The sequence below is a fragment of the Rhodoferax sp. EU05-FHT12H12 genome, from assembly GCF_058791215.1.
In genome coordinates, this window is record NZ_JBYTDI010000004.1 from 109304 (window position 1) to 127743 (window position 18440).

Below are 18440 nucleotides of genomic sequence, written 5' to 3' on the forward strand. Positions count from 1 at the left end.
GGATTCTCTTGTGAGGACCGACGATTTTACCGGGCGGGCGCTAAGCTACGGGGCCTGCCCAGGAGGAACCATGCCCGATACCCGCCCGAACGCCGAGTTTCCTGTTGCCGTGGCCGCCACCGAGGTGGCGCCGCGCACCAAACCTTCCAACTACCCCGCGCCTTTTGCCGCGCGCATGGCCGGGCGCGAGAAGCGCCAGTTGGGGGATGTGTTTGGCTTGAGCAACTTTGGCGTGAACCTGGTGCGGCTGGCGCCACATTCCGTGTCGGCGCTGCGCCATGCGCACACCCGGCAAGACGAATTCATTTATGTGCTGCAGGGGCACCCCACGCTGCACACTGACGAGGGATTGACGGCGCTGTCACCCGGCATGTGCGCGGGCTTCAAGGCCGGCACCGGCAATGGCCACTGCCTGAAAAACGAAACCGATGCCGAGGTGGTGTACCTGGAAGTGGGCGACCGCACGCCGGGCGATGAAGGCAGCTACCCGGACGACGACCTCAAAGCCCTGCTGGTGGCGACAGGCCAATGGCGCTTTGTGCACAAGGACGGCACGCCGTACTGACGCGTGTGGCCCCGGTGCTGTTGCGGCGCCAGTCCGTGATCAGGCCGTGGGGGGAGCGAGGTACGTGCCGGACTTGCCGCCGTGCTTCTCCAGCAGCCGCACATCGGTCATCACCATGCCTTTGTCCACGGCCTTGCACATGTCGTAGATGGTCAGCAGGGTGATTTGCACGGCGGTCAGGGCTTCCATTTCCACACCGGTGCCGCCGGTGGTTTCGGCAATCGCCAGGCACTGCACGGCGGGCAGGGTGGTGGCGGTGGCAGGCACCATCTCAAACTCGATGGCCACGCGCGACAGCATGATGGGGTGGCACAGCGGGATCAAGTCACTGGTGCGCTTGGCGGCCATGATGCCGGCCACGCGCGCCACGCCCAGGACATCGCCCTTGGCGGCCTGGGCGTTCTGGATCAGGTCCAGGGTGTGTTGCTGCATCTGGATGCGGCCACCGGCCACGGCCTTGCGGGCCGTCAGCGGCTTGCTGCCAATGTTCACCATGTGGGCGTCGCCCTTGGTGTCGAAGTGGGTGAGGGCAGAAGGGTTGGGTTCGGTCATCGTCAATCCTGTGGTCAATGGCTTAGAGCGGGCGCAATGTGCCAGCGATATGTGGCTCACCGCCGGGCTGCACTTGCAATACAAAGTGGGTGGCGTGCGGGGTGTCGGTCACATCCTGATTTTTATATAAGGCCACCTGGCCCGGAATCAACAGGGGGCGCTTGAAGCGCAGGTCCAGCGCCAGCGGCGCGTTGGCTGGCAGGTCGTGCTGCAGCAGCGCCAGGCAGCGTGCGGCGCTGAACATGCCGTGCGCAATGGCGCGTGGGTAGCCAAACAGGCGGGCGGTCAGCGCACTCACGTGGATGGGGTTCCAGTCGCCCGAGGGGCCGGCAAAGCGGCGCCCGGCGTTGGCGGCCACGGCCCACTGGGCGATGGGAGTGCCCCAGTCAGGCTCGCTGCCATCCGGTGAGGCCTTTTTGCCCGACTTGCTGCGCGCCAGCGGCGACAAAAAGGTGCTGGTCTCGCGCCAGGCGACCGTACCGCCCGTGCTCAGCGTGGTGTGGATGGCAAAGGACTGGCCGCGCTCGGTGGTCTGGATGCCGTCCAGCGTGCAGTGCATGTCCACCGTGTCGCCGTTGGCGATGGGGCGCAGGCTCTCCAGCTGGTTGCTCCAGTGCACCAGGCCCAGCAGGCGTAGCGGAAAGCGCGCATGGCTCAGGATGGCCATGTGCAGCGGCATGGCCATGGCGTGCAGGTACAAGAGGGGCAGGGTGCCGGTATCGGGCAGGTCGCAGACCTGGCGGTACTGGGCCAGGCGCTTGGCATCGGCGCGGGCGCCATGCCAGTGCGCCTCAAACCGGATGCCGTGCTGGGCAAGGGGTGCCTGGGCCGGGCGGGCGGCGAACAGGCTACGCACCAGGGCGCCACCATTGCGGGGCGGGGCTTGGTACTGAAGGGTGATGGGCGTGTCAGACATGGTGCCGCCATTGTGCATGGCGGCACCATACGCAGCGCGGTTTTACTTCGCGTCTACCAACGCTTGAATGTCCAGCAGCGTCAGCTCGTTGTCGTCCGGCTGACCCAGCGTGCGGCCGCTGGAGTAGGGGAAGTTGTTGTCGTTCACCACCACGATGTGGGCGGCGTCCACCACGCTCAGGCCCTCGGGGCCCAGGTGCGGCAGCACAAAGTTGGCTTCGTTGGGGCCGCGCTTGGCTTTGCCGTGGGGGTTGGCGATCTTGGTCAGGTCGATGAAGGCCACCTTCTTCACAAAGCCATCGGCGTCCAGCTGCGACAGGTCGATCTTGTAGATGCGCTTGAACTTGGCCGGGCGGGTAAAGCAGTCGGTGCGCGGTGCGTCCTTGCACACATTGCCCGCGCCCTCGGTGGCGTCGTCGCGCTCGATCACCAGGCCGGTGGTCGCGTCCAGCATCTGGAAGTCGGCGGCCACATTGCCAGCTTCTTCAAACGCGTATTTCCATTGGCGCGTGCCGTAGGTGCGGGTGGCTACGTCCAGTTCCAGAATGCGGGTGAAGGGCTTGCCGTTGCGCGTGTCCTGCGCCTTGGCGGTGGCGTCCCACAGCGGCCACTCGAACATGGGGTACACCGTTTTGCCGTCCACCGCCTTGGCCATGGGCTCAAAGCCACCGCTGCGGCGTACTTCAAAGCCGGCGTCGCCGGGGTAGTTGGGCAGGCGGCCGTTCAGGTAGTTGTCGGGGCCGCGGGTGGCTTTGCCGTCCACCACGGTTTCCACCACACCCAGCACCTTGCCCTGGTGGTTCACGCGCAGCACATAGGGGCCAAATTCGTCGCCAATCCACCACTCGTTGCCCACCACCTGGATGGACTCGGGGTCGAAGTCGATGCCGGTCAAAAAGCGCTCGGCCGTGGCTTCGTTCTGGATGGCAAAAGGCACCTTGCGGTCAGGGTCCTGCAGAAAGGTGGTTTTCTGGCGTGTCACCTTGCCGCTGGTCCAGTCGGCCTTCACGTGGTGCACCATCAGCAGTGCGTCCTGTGAGTTGATCTTGCTGCCAAAGCCGTTGTCGGTGAGGGCCAAAAACTCGCCCTTGCCCAGCGACACAATGCCCGAGAAGCCCTGCACGGCCTGGCCCTTGATGGGCAGGCTGCCGCCGGACTTGCGGGGGTACTTGGGATCACCCACAAAGGTGATGCCGTCGATGCTGTGCAGTGCCTCGGTGCGCTGGCGGTTCGCTGCGGCAAACTTGCCCGCCGTTGCAAAGAACTTGCCAGCCGACTTGGGCGCTGCCACGCTGGTGTTCGAGGGCAGGGCGGCGTGGCCGGCCAGCACGGCGGTCACTTCGGTCTGGGCCAGGGCCGCGGAGGCGCCCAAGCTCAGGGCGGTAGCCAGGGCCAGGTGGGTCAGGGTGAACGTGCGCATGGTGAAGAAAATTCCCGGTGGTGATGAACAAGGGGCGAAGCCTAGGTGCCCAATGTGAAAAAACCGTGACGCCCGGTGCCTATGCCTTTCACGCTAAACTGCCCCGCACCCCCCCTGGGGCGTCTCGCCTGCCTTGCCCACACCACCATGCTGTTCCTACTTTCCCCCGCCAAATCCCTGGACTACGACACCCCTTTGAGTGGCCAGCCGCACACCGCGCCACTGTTCGTCAAGCAGTCCAAAGAATTGATTGCGCTGTTGCGCGACTACTCCCCGCAGCAGATTGCCGAGCTCATGGACCTGAGCGACAAACTTTCCACGCTCAACGTGGCACGCTATGCGGCCTGGTCGTCTCGCGCCACGCCCAAAAACGCACGCCAAGCCGCGCTGGCCTTTGATGGCGATGTGTATGACGGCCTGCAGGCCAAGACCCTGGGTGCGGACGACCTGGCCTGGGCGCAGGACCACCTGTGCATCTTGAGCGGCTTGTACGGCGTGCTGCGACCGCTGGACCTGATGCAGCCTTACCGGCTGGAGATGGGCACCACGCTCAAGGGCCCGCACGGCAGCAACCTCTACCACTTCTGGGGCCGGCAGATTGCCGACTACTTGAACACCCGCTTGCGCAAGGATGCGTCACCCGTGGTCATCAACCTGGCCTCCAACGAGTATTTCAAGTCGGTGGACACCAAGGCCCTGAAAGGCCGCGTGGTGGAGTGTGTGTTCCAGGAGTGCAAGGACGGCCAGTACAAGGTCATCAGCTTTTTCGCCAAAAAGGCGCGCGGCCTGATGGCGCGCTACGCCATCGAACACCGCCTGATGACGCCGGAACAACTGCGTGGCTTTGACGTGGACGGCTACGCTTTTGCTGCGGACCAGTCCACCTCCGAGCGCCTGGTTTTTAGACGAAAACAGGGCTAAGCCCTCGTAGATATTGCGCGAGCAGCTATGAAAATAAGAGCAAACGGAATCGATATCGAAGTCGAAGACAGCGCCCAGACGGATGCGTCGTTCGCCGGCAAACCCGTGGTGCTGCTGATCATGGGCCTGGGCATGCAGCTGATTGCCTGGCCGCCCGAGATGGTGCGTGCCTTGGAAGATGCGGGCTACCGGGTGCTGCGTTTTGACAACCGCGATGTGGGCCTCTCTAGCCACTTCGATGTGCTGGGCAAACCCAACCTGCTGTGGGCCAGCCTCAAGTACAAGCTGGGCCTGGTGCCTGCCGCGCCTTACACGCTGGGCGACATGGCGGCTGATGCGATCGGTGTGCTGGATGCCTTGAAGGTTGAGAAAGCCCATGTGGTGGGCGTGAGCATGGGCGGCATGATTGCGCAGCGCGTGGTGCTGGCAGCCCCTGCGCGCACACTGAGCCTGACCAGCATCATGAGCACCAGCGGTGCGCGTGGTCTGCCGCAGGCGGCGCCCGAGGTGGTGCGCGTGCTGCTGAGCCGCCCGGCCGGCAGCAGCACTGCGGCTGTGGTGGAGCACACCATGCGCTTGTTCAAGGCCATTGGCAGTCCCGCCTACCCCGTGCCCGAAGCCGAAATGCGTGCCCGCGTGACCGAGGGCGTGCAGCGCGCCTTCCACCCCGTGGGCACGGCGCGCCAGATGCTGGCCGTGGTGGCCGACATCACGCGCGCCGCGCTCTTGGGCCGCATCACCGCGCCCACGCTGGTGATCCACGGCACGGCCGACCCGCTGGTGCCGCTGGCCTGTGGCGAAGACACGGCACGCCGCATTCCCGGTGCCAAGCTGGTCACCATTGATGGCATGGGCCACGACCTGCCGCCCGAGCCGGTGCGCCAGATCCTGGCCGCGCTGATTCCCCATTTGAAAGCCTCCGCATGAATACCCCTGAACAATCCCAACTCGGCAAGACCTCGGCCTATGTGGACCAGTACGACGCCAGCCTGCTGTTCCCCATCCCCCGCGCGGGCAAGCGGGCCGAGATTGGCATCACCGGTGCTGCGCCATTTTTTGGCGCCGACATGTGGACTGCGTTTGAGCTGAGCTGGCTCAATACGCGCGGCAAGCCGCAGGTGGCGCTGGTGCACTTCACCATCCCCTGCGAGTCACCCAACATCGTGGAGAGCAAGTCCTTCAAGCTTTACCTCAACAGCTTCAACAACACCCGCTTTGCCGACGCGGCCGAAGTGCTGCAACGGCTGCGCACGGATGTTTCCGAAGCCGTGTGGCGCGGCGGTGTGGTGCAAAGCGCCATTGGTGTGAGGCTGGTCGACGCCACGCTGTTTGACCGCGAACCCGTGCATGAGCTGGACGGCCTGAACCTGGACCGCCTGGACGTGGAGTGCACCCACTACCAGCCCGCCCCTGAGCTGCTGACCACGGTGCCCGATGAAGGCGCGGTGGACGAGGTGCTGGTGAGCAACCTGCTCAAAAGCAACTGCCTGGTGACGGGCCAGCCCGACTGGGGCAGTGTGCAGATCAGCTACTCGGGTCTGCCGATCCGGCAAGAGGGCTTGTTGCAGTACCTGGTGAGTTTTCGCAACCACAACGAGTTCCACGAGCAGTGTGTGGAGCGCATTTTCATGGACATCTGGACGCGCTGCAAACCGAGCAAACTGACGGTCTATGCGCGCTACACGCGCCGCGGCGGGCTGGACATCAACCCCTTCCGCACCAGCCACCCGCGGGCCCTGCCAAGCAATACGCGCACCGCGCGCCAGTAAGTTTGCTATAAATTTAGGAGCTGCTCGCGCATGTTTGGCGGGGGCTAGGCAGCGATTTGCTTGCTATTTAGCAGGGCCTCCAGCTCCTCGATGGGCAGTGGCGTGGCAAACAGGTAACCCTGGAACAGGTGGCAGCCGTGGGCGACCAAAAAGTAATATTGCTCCTCGGTCTCCACGCCCTCGGCAATCACTTCCAGGTCCAGGGTCTCGGCCATGCCCAGAATGGTTTGCACCATCACTGCGTCGGCAGCCTGTTCTCCCAGGTTGCGGATGAAAGACTGGTCGATCTTGAGTTGGTCCAGCGGCAGCTTGGTCAGGTAGGTCAGTGAGGATTGGCCGGTGCCAAAGTCATCCATCGAGAAGCGCAGGCCCAGCGCCTTGAGCTCCCGCATCTTGGCAATGGTCCCTTGCACGTCGTCCAGCACCAGGCTCTCGGTCAGCTCCAGCTTGAGCCTTTCGGGGTTGGCGCCGGTCTCTTGCAGGGTGGTGCGCACCAGGTCGACAAAACTGTCTTGGCGGAACTGCAGCGCGCTCACGTTCACCGCCATTTGCAGGTCTGCACGGTCGGGCTGTCGGGCCCACTCGGCCAGCTGGGTGCAGGCGGTGCGCAGCACCCATTCCCCCAGTGGCACGATGAGTCCGGTCTCTTCCGCCAGGCCGATGAAAACCAGCGGCGACACCAGACCGCGTGTGGGGTGCTTCCAGCGCACCAGAGCCTCCACACCCATGGGCAGGCTCTCGTCCGACACCTGGAGCTGGTAGTACAGCGCAAACTCGCCCACCGCCAGTGACTGGCGCAGATCGCGCTCCAGCTCCGCCCGCGCCTCGATGGCGGCCAGCATTTGCGGATCGAAGAAGCACAGCGCGTTGCGGCCCGAACTTTTCACCTGGTACATGGCAATGTCGGCCTGCTTGAGCAGCTCGGAGCTGGATTGCAGTGCGTCGCCAAACAGGGTTGCGCCCACGCTGCTGGTGCTGCGGTAGACCACCCCATTCAGGGAAAACGGCTCGTTCAGCGCGGCCAGAATGCTGTCGCCCACGATCTTGGTTTGCGACGCAGCCTCCATGGCGTGGGGGCTCAGGTCCTGCAGCATCACCACAAACTCGTCTCCGCCCAAGCGGGCCACTGTGTCGGCCTCGCGCACACAGGCGCTCACGCGCTGGGCCACCTGTTGCAGCAGCAGGTCGCCCACGTCGTGGCCCAGCGTGTCGTTCAGGGTTTTGAAATGGTCCAGGTCCATGAACAGCAGCGCCCCTTTGCGGCCGCTGCGGGCGCTGGCCATCACTGCTTGTTGCAGGCGGTCGCTCAGCAGGCGGCGGTTGGGCAGACCGGTCAAGGGGTCAAAGAAGGCGAGTTGTTCGATCTCGGCGCTGGCGCGGCGGATGTGGGTCACATCCTGGTAGACGATGACCACACCGCCGTCGGGCGTGGTGCGTTCGGTGATCTCGATCACATGGCCATTGGGCAGGTGGCGCTCGTGGCTGTGCACGCGCTTGTGCAGCAGGGCCATGCGGTCCTGCACCCACTGACGCTGCGCTTCTGCGTCGGCCTGGGGCAGTGTGATGCGGGAGGTGGCTGTGAGCATGGTCTCAAACGGGATGCCCACGGCAATATGTTCGCGCTGCCAGGGGTAAATTTCCAGGTAGCGCCGATTCCAGCTCAGTACGCAGTGCTGCGCGTCCAGCAGCAGGAAGCCGCTTTCCATGGACTCCAGCGCCTGGTCCAGGGTGGACTTGGCTTGCGAGATGGAGCGCTGCGCCTGCGCCATCTGCGCCAGGTAGCGCAGTGCCACGGCGCCGGCCCCCAGCAGCATCAGGACAAAGACTGTGCTGACGCCCGCCACCAGCCAGCTCTCGCGCCGCCATTCACCCAGCACCGTGTCCATGGGAATGCTGGCCGTAATCAGGATGTCGTGGTACAGCATCTTGCGTTGCACCACCAAGGCATCCACACCGCTCAGGCGGGCGGGCATCTGGGTCGCGCCGTCCAGCGGGTTGCGCCCCCCCAGAGGCGGCTTGAGCAGGGTGCCCGAGAGGGAGTCCATGGCCGGTGCGCTGGCCAGCAACTGGCCGTCACCGCGCTCCAGTGTGGTCTCCAGCCCTTCAATGTCTACCCCCTGCACCAGGATGCTGGACAGCAGGGAGACCTGGACCTCCGCAATCGCCAGCACCTTGGAGCCATCGGCCAGACGGATGGGGCGCGCGAAATACATCACCTGCTCCGAGCTGCTGAAGTTGACCACGGGCACGCTGATGGACAAGCCGGCCACCACCTGCTCCAGGGCCCGTGCCACAAAGTTTGGCGGGGTGGCCAGCACCAGCTCAGCACCCCGCGCATCGGAGGAGGCCAGCATCTGCCCCTTGTCGTCCAGCAGGGCCACGTGGCGTACCAGCAGGTTTTGCCGCAGCGCACCCTGGATCAGCCGGCTGGCCAGCGTGCCGTCAATCCAGTCGCGCTGCAAGTTGGCCAAGCCCAGCAGGCTGTCCACGCTGGCCAGCAGCACGTCCACGCCCAGCAGGTTGCGGTTCACGGCGGCCTCGGCACCCGCCACAAAACGCAGGGCCTGGCCTTCACTGTTGGCCACCGCGGTGCGGTAGCCGTCGCGCACCATCAGGGTGGCCACCAACAGGACGGCTACGACAAATAGCAGCACCGAACCGACAACGGCACGGGTAGCGCGGAACGATGCCAGCCGCATCACTTGGGCGCTGGGGCCACGATGCCGTGGGCCCGCCCGATGGTTTGGTCCCAGAGTTCTTTGCAACGCTGGTTGCAGCGCTGCAGCCAGCGCGGCAGCACCGTGTCCCCAAAAATTTCCTTGCGCCGGCGTTCATCCTCGGGGCTGCGTGCCACCTCGGTCATGTTGCCTTTGCGCGTGGTGGTGCATTGGGGCTGGCCGCGGTTGCAGGCCAGCCCTTCGGCGGTTTCGCGTTCACTCTCATTCCAGATAGCGATCTCCAGCTTGGGGATTTCGTGCGACAGCAGCGCCCGCAGGTCGCCGGGCAGGGTTGCCCAAGCGGCTGCGTTGGCGCCGAACACGGCCAGGCCCCAGGTCAAGGGCAGGGTGTGCACATGGGTGGTCACCTCGTGCAGGCCCAGCAGGTTGCCCGACATGGTGCCGGTGATGGCGCACTCGGTGTTGCCGGAGGCCATATTGGGCAGGATTTGGGCAAAACCCACCAACACCGGAATGGCTCCCAGCGCGCCCATGAAGTCGGCCTGCGTGGCCGAGGACACGCGCACGCGCCGACCCTGCAGGTCGGCCAGCGAGGCCAGCGAACGTTTGCAAAACAGCACTTGCGCTGGGTAGACGTAGACCGCCAGCACTTCCACACCGTGGCGCTCGCGCAGTGATTTTTCGAGGTAAGGCCGAAACGCAGCCAGCGTCTTTTTCAGGGTGGCCATATCGGGGTTCAGGCCCGCCAGGTCGGGGGCTGCGTACTCGGGATACTGGGCCGAGATATTGCTCAGCAAGGCCGTGCCGAAGGGCACCACCCCCAGTTGGATGAGGCGCAGCATCTCTGAGCCCGGTACGCCTGCGCGGTCAAACGGTGCGATTTCGGCGGTGTAGCGGCCCTGGCTCAGGCGTTGCAGTTCCTTGGTCCAGAACGGCTCTTCGTTGCGGGTGTATTGGTTCAGGCCTGCCAGGCCGCCCACGATGCGCAGCTTCTGTGTTGCGGTCGAGGCCTCTGCCCAGGCGCGTGACATGCCCCCCAGGCCCAGTAAAAGGGCCAGGGTGCACAAGCTTGCTGCAGTGTGTGTGTTCATGACGACCTTTCGCGCCTGGGTCGGGGCGGGCGGGCGTGCGCTTCTGCGGCGCGTGTGCAGCCCGGCTATCTTCCTGGCGCCAAGTCTAGCGGGTCTGGGCACCCGCGCGCAGCCAAGTCATGCGCTGATTCCGGGCGGCCAAAAAAATACCCCTGGAAGGCGTCGCAGCCCATGTCCGCCAGGGCATCGCGCTGGGCCGCGGACTCGACGCCCTCGGCAATCACGTTCAGGCCCAGGCTGTGGCCCAGTGCCACCACGGTGCGGGCAATCACCGCGTCGTTTGGGTCAGTCAGGACATCGCGCACGAAGGACTGGTCGATTTTGAGCTGCGACAGCGGCAAGCGCTTGAGGTAGGACAACGAGGAATAGCCGGTACCGAAGTCGTCCAGCGAGAAGCCCACGCCCAAAGCCTGGATGGACGCCATCTTGTGGATGAGGTCTTCCATGTCATTGACCAGCATGCTCTCGGTGATTTCCAGTTTGAGTTGCGTAGCCGGTGCGCCAGAGTGGCGCAGCGCCGTGTCCACGTTGGAGACAAATTCGGTCTGTGCCAGTTGCGAGGCGCTCACATTGACCGCCAGAGTCCAGTGGGCGGTGGCGGGCTGCTGGCTCCAGGCCGTCAACTGGGCGCAGGCCGTCTCCAGCACCCACTGGCCCAGCGGCAAAATCATGCCGGTTTCTTCGGCCAGCCCGATGAACTGCCCCGGTGCCACCAAGCCCCGCGTGGGGTGCTGCCAGCGCACCAGGGCTTCTGCCCCCAGGCTACGCCCCTTCTGGTCCACCTGCACCTGGTAGTGCAAGACAAACTCCTCGCGCTGCAGGCCCAACCGTATTTCTTTGGACAACTCGGCGTGGGTGGCCACGGCGGCCTGCATCACGGGGTCAAAAAAGCGCGCCGTGTTGCGCCCTGCGGCCTTGGCCTGGTACATGGCCACATCGGCTTTCTTCAGCAGGTCGTCCATGCTCTCGTGGTCTTGCATGAACACCACGATGCCAATGCTGGGGGTGCTGCTGTAGCTGTGCTGGCGCAAGCTATAGGGTTGCGACAGGGTGTCCAGAATCTTGTGTGCCACCGCTTCGGCATGGGTGGCGGCTTCGCCGACCTGGTGGCTCAGGCCTTCGAGCAAGACCACAAACTCGTCGCCACCCAGGCGGGCCACACTGTCGCCTTCGCGCACACAGCTGCACAGGCGCGCGGCCACCTGTTGCAGCAACTCGTCGCCCACGTCGTGGCCCAGGGTGTCGTTGAGCAGTTTGAAGTGGTCCAGGTCCAGGAACATGAGTGCGCCATGCTGCTGCAGCCGCGCGGCGTTGCCCATGGCATGGCGCACCCGGTCCAGCAGCAGGCGACGGTTGGGCAGCCCGGTCAGCGGGTCGTAAAACGCCAGGCGGCGGATTTCTTCTTCGTCCTGGCGCTGCTGGGTGATGTCACGCAGCAGCACCACATAGCTCTTCTGTGAGGCATGGGGTATTTTGGAGAACGACAGGCTGACCGGAAAGCTGGTGCTGCCGTGCCGCTGCGCCCGGGTCTCCAGGGTTTTGCCACTGTGATCCAGTGCGTCCACTTCGGCCAGCAGCGCCGGGATGTCTGTGGGGCTGGCCAGCCAATCGGAGAGGCGTTTGAGCGGTCCAGGCGCGGTTGGCAGGTCCAGCATGGCGCCTGCGGCATTGTTGTGGGTCAGGATCTCGCCCAGCGGATTCACGGTGAGCAGACCATCCACCATGCTGTCCAGGATGGCTTGGCGGTAGCGGCCACCGTCTTCCAGTGCGCGTCGGTGGGCCTCCAGTTTTTGTGCATGGCGGGCCCGTTCGATGGCCAGGCCCAGCAGGTAGGCGCTGCGCTGGATGGCTTGCAGCTCGGCCTCCGATGGCGCGCGCACATGGTGGTAGTAATTGCCAAAGGTGCCCAGGGTGTGACCTTGCGACGATCGGATGGGGATGGACCAGCATGCCTTGAGCCCGTAGCCCAGTGCGAGCTCGCGAAAGTCGTCCCACAGGGCATCCTTGGCGATGTCGGCCACCAGCACGTCCTTTCCTGTGAAGGCGGCAGTGCCGCAGGACCCCACCCTCGGGCCGATGGCGACGCCGTCCAGCGCGGCACAGTAGGCTGCAGGCAGGCTGGGGGCGGCACCGTGGCGCAGGTGTATGCCGTCCTCGTCCAGCAGCAAGACCGAGCATTGCACGTCCGGAAAGGTGGCCTCAAAGTCCTGGATGAAGCTGTGCATGATGTCACTCAGCGTGGCCTGGCTGACCAGCATCTCCAGCAGCTTGAGTTCGGACCGTGCCTGCTGCTCCAGGTGCCGTTGCTCGGTGATGTCCAGGGTGGTGCCCACCAGGTACTGTGGCGCGCCCGCGGCATCGAACACCGGGGCCAGCGTCGTGTGCATGCGGCGGCGGTGTACCGCGTCGGCCTGCCACACCAGGTCTTCGCTGCTGAGGGGCTGGCCCTGGGTGAAGGCGACGCGGTCTTGGACAGCAAAATGCGCCATCTGTGCGGGTGTAAAAAACGCGGCGTCTGCACGGGGGGCCAAGGGGGCGTCACCCAGCGCCAGGGTGTTGCGCCAAGCCTGGTTCAAAAATAGCACCTCGCCCTGTGCGTTCTTCACGAACAGGGGGACCGGCACCGCGTCCAGCAGTCGCTGCAGGTCGTCCGGCGGGATGGGGCTGATCGACGGCGCGGGCATGGTCAACACTGTAGCCGTGTTGACCCCGTGGTCAAGGAAGCTTGAACACTTGCACCGAACGGGCCAAGGTGGCCGCACTGGCATTCAGCGCCGCAGCTGAGGCCGCCGACTCTTCAACCAACGCTGCGTTTTGCTGCGTTACTGTGTCCAACTGGGTGACGGCCTCGTTCACCTGGGCGATGCCAATAGACTGCTCTTTGGTGGCACTGCCGATCAGTTGAATCAGGTCGCCGACTTCTTTCACCGATCGCACCACTTCGTCAATGGTTTGTCCGGCCCCCGTCATTTGGTGGTAGCCCGAAGAGATCTGCTCGGACGACTGTGCAATCAATTCACGGATCTCCTTGGCCGCCACGGCGCTGCGCTGCGCCAGGGCACGCACTTCGGATGCCACCACTGCGAAGCCGCGGCCTTGTTCACCCGCCCGAGCGGCTTCGACGGCAGCGTTGAGCGCGAGGATGTTGGTCTGGAAGGCGATGCCTTCGATGACGCCAATGATGTCGCGCATCTTTCCCGAGGACGCATCTATGGCCTGCATGGCCTGGCTCACCTGGTGCACCGCATTGCCACCTTGGGTGGCTACTTCGGTGCTCTTGGTGCTCTGGTTGGTCACGCGTGCGGCGGTATCCGCGGTTTGTTTGATGGTGCTGGAGATCTCTTCCATCGATGCGGCGGTTTCCTCCAGGCTGCTGGCCTGGGCTTCGGTGCGCGCGGACAAGTCCATACCGCCTTCGGCAATTTCGGCAGCCGAGCGGGTGAAGATTGCAATCTCGCCTCGCACATCCCCCACCACGGCGCGCAGGTTGACCTGGATCTGCCGCAGCGCGCGAATCAAGGTGCCCAGAGGGGGAGGGTATTGGCCGTCGACCGTGGTGGTGAGGTTGCAACCCGCCAGGTCATCGGCAAACGCCTCTGCTGTACCAATGGCGGTGGCAAAGCGCAGTTGAAACCAAGCCAGCACGCAGCCCGCACCGATGAGCAGGGACACCAGCTGCGCGGCCACAGCTCCCCAGCCCTGCAGGCCCAAAAATTGCGGAATCATGCCCAGCAGGGTCATGCCCAGCAGGGCCAGTGCCAGGCGGGTGGTCAGGGTGGTGCGGGTGAGGGCACCCAGCCAGCCGCGCGGGCCCTTGTAACGCACCTCGCCGCTGCGCAAATACATCAGGCTTTTGCCAGCCTGGCTATCGGCGCGCAATTGTGCGTACAGCGCCTCGGCCGCCTGCACGTCCTGGCGGCTGGGCTTGATGCGCACCGACATATAGCCTTTGGGTTTGCCGTTTTCCAGGACCGGGGTGACGTTGGCCTGCACCCAGTAGTGGTCGCCGTTTTTGCGGCGGTTTTTGACCAGCGCCGTCCAAGGCTTGCCGCGGCCGATGGTTTGCCACATGTCCTTGTAGGCCTCGGGTGGCATGTCCGGGTGGCGCACCAGATTGTGGGGCTGGCCAATGAGCTCTTCGTAGGTGAACCCGCTGGTTTCCACAAAGGCATGGTTGCAGTGGGTAATGATGCCTTTGGTGTCCGTCATGGAGACCAGCATGTGATCGGCGGGGTATTCGTACTCCCGTTGGGTCACAGGTAGGTTGTTGCGCATCAGCTCTTCTCCCTTTGTTTATGGAAAACTTGTATTGACCAACCGTAAAAACATTTAGCAACAAATTTGGGGCCGACGTCAACTCGGACCGCGCAGGGCTGTGTTGTTTATTTGACTTGAATCAAGCGTGTATTGCGCGCAAAAAATACCCGGATCGACCCTACCGGATGCTGCAAATGTTTGGGGGCGCTGCGGGTCCAGTATGATTTTTCCATGCAACGCCGTCATTTCCTTCTTGCCCCTTTTGCACTTATCCCAGGAGCCGCCATGGCCGATAGCCCCAAAGTCCAGTCGCTGGACGACGTGATGCGCTGGCTTGACCGGTTGGAACGTGCCACCCAGGTACAAAGCACCACACCATGGAAGATGTCTGCTGTTCTGGAGCACATGGCGCAGAGTGTGGACATGAGCATGGATGGGTTTCCGGAACCCAAAAGCGCACTGTTTCAGTCCACGCTGGGAAGCGCCGCGTTTGCGGTCTTCCGGCTGCGCGGCAAGATGTCGCATGGGTTGACAGAACCTATTCCCGGGGCGCCAGCTTTGCCACAAGTCGACGATTGGAAGCCCGGTGCCGCGCGATTGCGCAGCGCGGTGCAGCGTTTTCAGGCATATGCCGGGCCGCTCAAGCCGCACTTCGCCTATGGCGCACTGAGTCGCGCTGACTTTGCTTTGGCCCACACTTTGCATATTGCCAATCATCAAGACGAGATTACCGTGGTGTAGGGGCTCAGGGGTTGCCGATCGCCAGCACGGCCGTGCGTAGCGCCTGCCAACCTGCCAACGCTTCAGCGGAGCGGCCCCTTGTGCAGTCCTCTTCCAGGCAATGCGCCTGGGTGCTTAATGCCGGATAACCCAGCATACGCAACACAGATTTGGCGTTATGTGCCAAGTGCCGCAGAGAGACCAGGTCGTGCGCGGCTGCAGCGGTATCCCCGTTGTGCACATCGTGGACAAACTGGGTCAAGCAGGTGGCCCGGTAGGCCCGGTACAGGGCGCCATTACCCGCGAAATATTCCTCAATCGCCGCCTGCGCATGCGCGCGCGCTGCGTTTGCAGGCAAAGGCTCCGGTGCTGCAGTTGCGGGGGGCTTGGTAGGGGATGCAGGCGCAAGCCCTTCGTTGATACAAGCCATCAATTGCACGACAGACACCGGCTTGTCCAAAAGGCACCAAACGTCCATGTGCACCAGTTCTTCGCGTCTGGCGGGGGTCAAGCCTGCGCTGAGCACCACCACGCGCGCCTGCCCACGCAGGGCGGGCTGCTCCTTCAGGCGTTGCAGCAAGCCCAGCCCGGACTCGCCCGGCATCATGAGGTCGGTCACGATGATCTGAACGGGGCCTTCTTGCAGCACCTGCACGGCGGTGCTCACCCGGTCGCACGTAATGAGGTCCAGCGGCATGTCCTCCAACGCCATTTGCGCAAACCGCCGCAAAGCCGGGTCGTCATCGACCAAAAGGATGCGGGCTTGTGGAGCGGGCATGGTTACTGCACCGGAAGCTTGTTCAGGCACGCGCTGAGCAGGCCGGGCAGCTCGACCACCAGCTGCGGCTTGTGCACCACCGCAATGCCGTGCAGGGAAAATGCGTAAGGGGTCAGTTGCTGGGCATCCAGTGAGGTCACCACGATGATTTGCATGGCCTGGAACTGCGGCATGGCGCGCAGGCTGGTAATCAAGGCTGCGCCGTCAATGCCGGGGAGCAGGATGTCCACCATCAGCACATCGGGCTGGTATTGCCCGACCATGGCCAGGCCGGAGATGCCATCGCTGGCCGTTAACAGTTCCACCTGCGGGAACTGTTGACCCAGTAGCAGTTTGATCAGGTTCTGGAAGTGGGCCGAATCCTCGATCAGCAGCACCCTGGGGGCGCTTCGTCCCGGCGTTGGGGCCGGTCCGGTCCGGTGGCCCGATAAGGTGGGCACCTGGTCTTGGGGGGGGGTGTTCACCCGTTCGCCCTGGCGCCAGCGTTCAACCGATGTGCGGGAGATGCGCCTGTGGCCGCCCGGTGTTTTCCATGCTTCCAGCTCGCCCCGGTCCACCATCAGTTGGACGGAGCGTACCGCCATTCCCAGCAGGCGCGCTGCTTCCAGCGTGGTGACGTGGTCGTCTGCGGGGACCTTGGAAAGAGAGGACTTGTCTAATTGCATCATTTAAGTCTACCAAAAACATCAACTTTAATAAATATCAATTGTCTTTGATATAAATGATACATATGATAGATAATAACTGATACCAACAACGGTGCCGCCGTGCGCGCGGAAATGGCCTATGAAAAAGATTTTGATTGTGGAAGACCATGCTGACATCCGGCGCCTGATCCGCATGACGCTCGAGTTTGACAACTACGAGATTCGCGAGGCCGTGGACGGGGACTCTGCGCTGGCGATCGCCCAAGAGTTCGAGCCCGACTTGCTGCTGCTGGATGTGATGATGCCCGGCAGCCTCGATGGCCTGGATGTGTGTTCCATGGTCAAGCTCCAATACAAGGCGCCCCGCGTGGTCTTGTTGTCCGCCCGCGGGCGCAGTGAGGACTTTGAAGCCGGCATGCACGCGGGAGCCGATGCCTACCTGGTCAAGCCCTTCAGCCCGCTGGCCCTGATAGAAACGATCAATGCGCAGTGGGAGGTTGCATGACGATGGACGCGTTGACAGGCCTGCCGGATGAGCTGGGCGGAGGCAACAGTTTTTCGCCGGAGGCCTCCATGCAGATGGAGCGCCTGGTCGGGGATTTTGGGCGGATGTACCGTGAGCGCAACGATGCGCTCAACGAGGTGGCACATGCGCACCACGAGGCGCTTTTCCGCTTGTCGCTGGCGGCCGATCTGAAAGACGACGACACCGGCATGCACATCATCCGCATTGGATTTTTATCGGAGGCACTGGCTTTGCTGATGGGGGAATCACCGGCCAAAGCTGCCATGCTGCGCAAAGCGGCGCCGATGCACGACATAGGCAAGATTGGAATTCCGGACCGGGTCCTCAAAAAGCCAGGTGCGTTTGACCCGGAGGAACGGGCCATCATGAATGAACACGCCCGCATGGGGGCCGAAATTCTGGGCCGTTCACGCATTCCCTTGTTCCAACTGGCCGCCGAGCTGGCCCTGTCACACCACGAGCGCTGGGATGGCAGTGGCTATCCCTCGCAACTTGCAGGATCGGCTATCCCTTTGTCAGGTCGCATTGTGGCGATTGTGGATTTTTTTGATGCCCTGACCATGGACCGTGTCTACCGTCCGGCCTTGCCGGTCGATGTGGCATTGCCCATGCTGCTGGCGCAGCGTGGCAAAGCGTTCGACCCGGAGATTGTGGATACATTCATGGCAAATGCGGTCGAACTCAATGCCCTGCGGGAGCGTATCAAAGCCAGCCATTTGAGTTATTCGGATTTGGTGAATGGAGTCGTTTGAGATGGTGAAGACATACGGAGCGAAAGGGCACGCTGCCCTGCCAGTGCCGGCCAAGATGCTTGGCTGGGTTTGTGCCATGGTCATCGGGTGGGCGGCATCGGGTGCTGCCACGGCGGCCGGTGTGCTGGACCGTGTCAGAGCGAAAGAGACCGTGCGGGTCTGTATTTGGCCCGATTACTTCGGCGTCAGCCACCGCAACCCCAACACCCAGCAGCTCGAAGGCGTGGACATCGATTTGTCCGTCGAACTGGGGAAAGACCTCAAGGCCAAGGTGCAGTATGTGGATTCGTCGTTCGCCACGCTGGTCGACGATGTGACCGCAGAGCGCTGCGATGTCGCCATGTTTGCGGTAGGCATGCTGCCACAGCGCCTGCAACATCTCAAGTTCACGCGGCCCTATATGCAGAGCGACATCTACGCCATCACCACCAAAAGCAACCGCACGGTGCGCCAATGGTCGGACATCGACCAGCCGGGCGTGCTGGTGGGGGTGCAAGGCGGCACCTTCATGGAGCCGGTGATGAAGGCCAAGCTGACACAAGCCGAGATGCTGGTCATCAAGCCCCCACAGACGCGCGAGCGTGAGTTGGAGGCGGGGCGCATCGATGTTTTCATGACCGATTTTCCCTACAGCCGCCGCTTGCTCAGCAATGCGGACTGGGCCAAGCTGATTGCCCCCCCCACACCTTTTTCGGTCCTGCCTTACGGGTATGCTGTCAAGCCGGGCGACGAGGCTTGGTTGGCCGTGATTGACGGGTTTGTGGCGCGTATCAAAAAAGATGGGCGCTTGCGTACCGCCGCCACGCGCCACGGCCTGTTGCCCATCGTGGTGAACGACTGAGATTTTCC

At 63.5% G+C, this 18440-nt stretch carries 17 protein-coding genes; 8 read left to right on the forward strand and 9 right to left on the reverse strand.

The annotated features are described in order from the left end of the window. The first annotated feature begins 70 nt into the window (after nt 1–70). Entirely contained in the window at nt 71–565 is a 495-nt protein-coding gene (locus tag AC3WS7_RS12740) for a cupin domain-containing protein (protein WP_492656621.1), read from the forward strand. Nucleotides 566–604: 39 nt separating this feature from the next. On the opposite strand, the gene moaC is transcribed toward AC3WS7_RS12740, so the two are convergent. From moaC to AC3WS7_RS12755, 3 genes are read right to left on the reverse strand one after another with little or no spacing between them, the layout of a single operon-like run. After that, nucleotides 605–1117 (reverse strand): cyclic pyranopterin monophosphate synthase MoaC, encoded by a 513-nt coding sequence (gene moaC, locus AC3WS7_RS12745; RefSeq protein ID WP_492656622.1) that lies wholly within the window; start codon nt 1115–1117, stop codon nt 605–607. Between the two features lie 22 nt (nt 1118–1139). After that, nucleotides 1140–2033 carry a MaoC family dehydratase gene (locus AC3WS7_RS12750; RefSeq protein ID WP_492656623.1) on the reverse strand — a complete coding sequence of 298 codons (894 nt, stop codon included), beginning with the start codon at nt 2031–2033 and terminating at the stop codon, nt 1140–1142. Nucleotides 2034–2075: 42 nt separating this feature from the next. Beyond that, nucleotides 2076–3452, reverse strand: a complete 1377-nt coding sequence (locus AC3WS7_RS12755) for an esterase-like activity of phytase family protein (protein ID WP_492656624.1) — start codon at nt 3450–3452, stop codon at nt 2076–2078. Nucleotides 3453–3599: 147 nt separating this feature from the next. Between AC3WS7_RS12755 and yaaA the strand changes: the two genes are divergently transcribed. From yaaA to queF, 3 genes are read left to right on the forward strand one after another with little or no spacing between them, the layout of a single operon-like run. Further along, on the forward strand, nt 3600–4373 hold the full coding sequence (yaaA, locus tag AC3WS7_RS12760; RefSeq protein WP_492656625.1) for a peroxide stress protein YaaA: 774 nt from the start codon (nt 3600–3602) through the stop codon (nt 4371–4373). Nucleotides 4374–4400: 27 nt separating this feature from the next. Further along, nucleotides 4401–5300, forward strand: coding sequence for an alpha/beta fold hydrolase (locus AC3WS7_RS12765; RefSeq protein ID WP_492656626.1), 900 nt, complete (start codon nt 4401–4403; stop codon nt 5298–5300). Further along, nucleotides 5297–6142 (forward strand): NADPH-dependent 7-cyano-7-deazaguanine reductase QueF, encoded by an 846-nt coding sequence (gene queF / locus AC3WS7_RS12770; RefSeq protein ID WP_492656627.1) that lies wholly within the window; start codon nt 5297–5299, stop codon nt 6140–6142. The genes AC3WS7_RS12765 and queF overlap by 4 nt, the downstream gene beginning before the upstream one ends. Before the next feature lie 44 nt (nt 6143–6186). On the opposite strand, the gene AC3WS7_RS12775 is transcribed toward queF, so the two are convergent. The 4 genes from AC3WS7_RS12775 to AC3WS7_RS12790 form a co-directional block, all read right to left on the reverse strand. Next, a complete protein-coding gene (locus tag AC3WS7_RS12775; protein WP_492656628.1) occupies nt 6187–8841 on the reverse strand; it encodes a bifunctional diguanylate cyclase/phosphodiesterase in 2655 nt (884 codons plus the stop codon). Further along, a complete protein-coding gene (locus tag AC3WS7_RS12780; protein ID WP_492656629.1) occupies nt 8841–9911 on the reverse strand; it encodes a TRAP transporter substrate-binding protein in 1071 nt (356 codons plus the stop codon). Before AC3WS7_RS12780 ends, AC3WS7_RS12775 begins: the two co-directional genes overlap by 1 nt. Before the next feature lie 65 nt (nt 9912–9976). Then, entirely contained in the window at nt 9977–12595 is a 2619-nt protein-coding gene (locus tag AC3WS7_RS12785; protein WP_492656630.1) for a sensor domain-containing protein, read from the reverse strand. 31 nt (nt 12596–12626) lie between these two features. Next, entirely contained in the window at nt 12627–14186 is a 1560-nt protein-coding gene (locus AC3WS7_RS12790) for a methyl-accepting chemotaxis protein (RefSeq protein WP_492656631.1), read from the reverse strand. 267 nt (nt 14187–14453) lie between these two features. Here AC3WS7_RS12790 and AC3WS7_RS12795 point away from each other — a divergent pair, with 267 nt between their 5' ends. Next, entirely contained in the window at nt 14454–14909 is a 456-nt protein-coding gene (locus tag AC3WS7_RS12795; RefSeq protein ID WP_296468454.1) for a DUF1569 domain-containing protein, read from the forward strand. 4 nt (nt 14910–14913) lie between these two features. Here AC3WS7_RS12795 and AC3WS7_RS12800 read toward each other — a convergent pair whose 3' ends face one another. Further along, nucleotides 14914–15666: an Hpt domain-containing response regulator gene (locus AC3WS7_RS12800; protein WP_492656632.1), complete on the reverse strand. Its 753-nt coding sequence runs from the start codon at nt 15664–15666 to the stop codon at nt 14914–14916. 2 nt (nt 15667–15668) lie between these two features. After that, the gene (locus AC3WS7_RS12805) at nt 15669–16331 is read right to left on the reverse strand and encodes a response regulator (RefSeq protein WP_492656841.1); all 663 of its coding nucleotides are present in this window, start codon (nt 16329–16331) and stop codon (nt 15669–15671) included. 121 nt (nt 16332–16452) lie between these two features. On the opposite strand from AC3WS7_RS12805, the gene AC3WS7_RS12810 reads away from it, so the two are divergent. The 3 genes from AC3WS7_RS12810 (at nt 16453) to AC3WS7_RS12820 (ending at nt 18432) form a co-directional block, all read left to right on the forward strand. Beyond that, nucleotides 16453–16818: a response regulator transcription factor gene (locus AC3WS7_RS12810; protein WP_296468457.1), complete on the forward strand. Its 366-nt coding sequence runs from the start codon at nt 16453–16455 to the stop codon at nt 16816–16818. A gap of 2 nt (nt 16819–16820) precedes the next feature. After that, nucleotides 16821–17591, forward strand: coding sequence for an HD-GYP domain-containing protein (locus tag AC3WS7_RS12815; RefSeq protein ID WP_492656842.1), 771 nt, complete (start codon nt 16821–16823; stop codon nt 17589–17591). 76 nt (nt 17592–17667) lie between these two features. Continuing rightward, nucleotides 17668–18432 carry an ABC transporter substrate-binding protein gene (locus AC3WS7_RS12820; RefSeq protein WP_492656633.1) on the forward strand — a complete coding sequence of 255 codons (765 nt, stop codon included), beginning with the start codon at nt 17668–17670 and terminating at the stop codon, nt 18430–18432. Nucleotides 18433–18440: the final 8 nt, after the last annotated feature.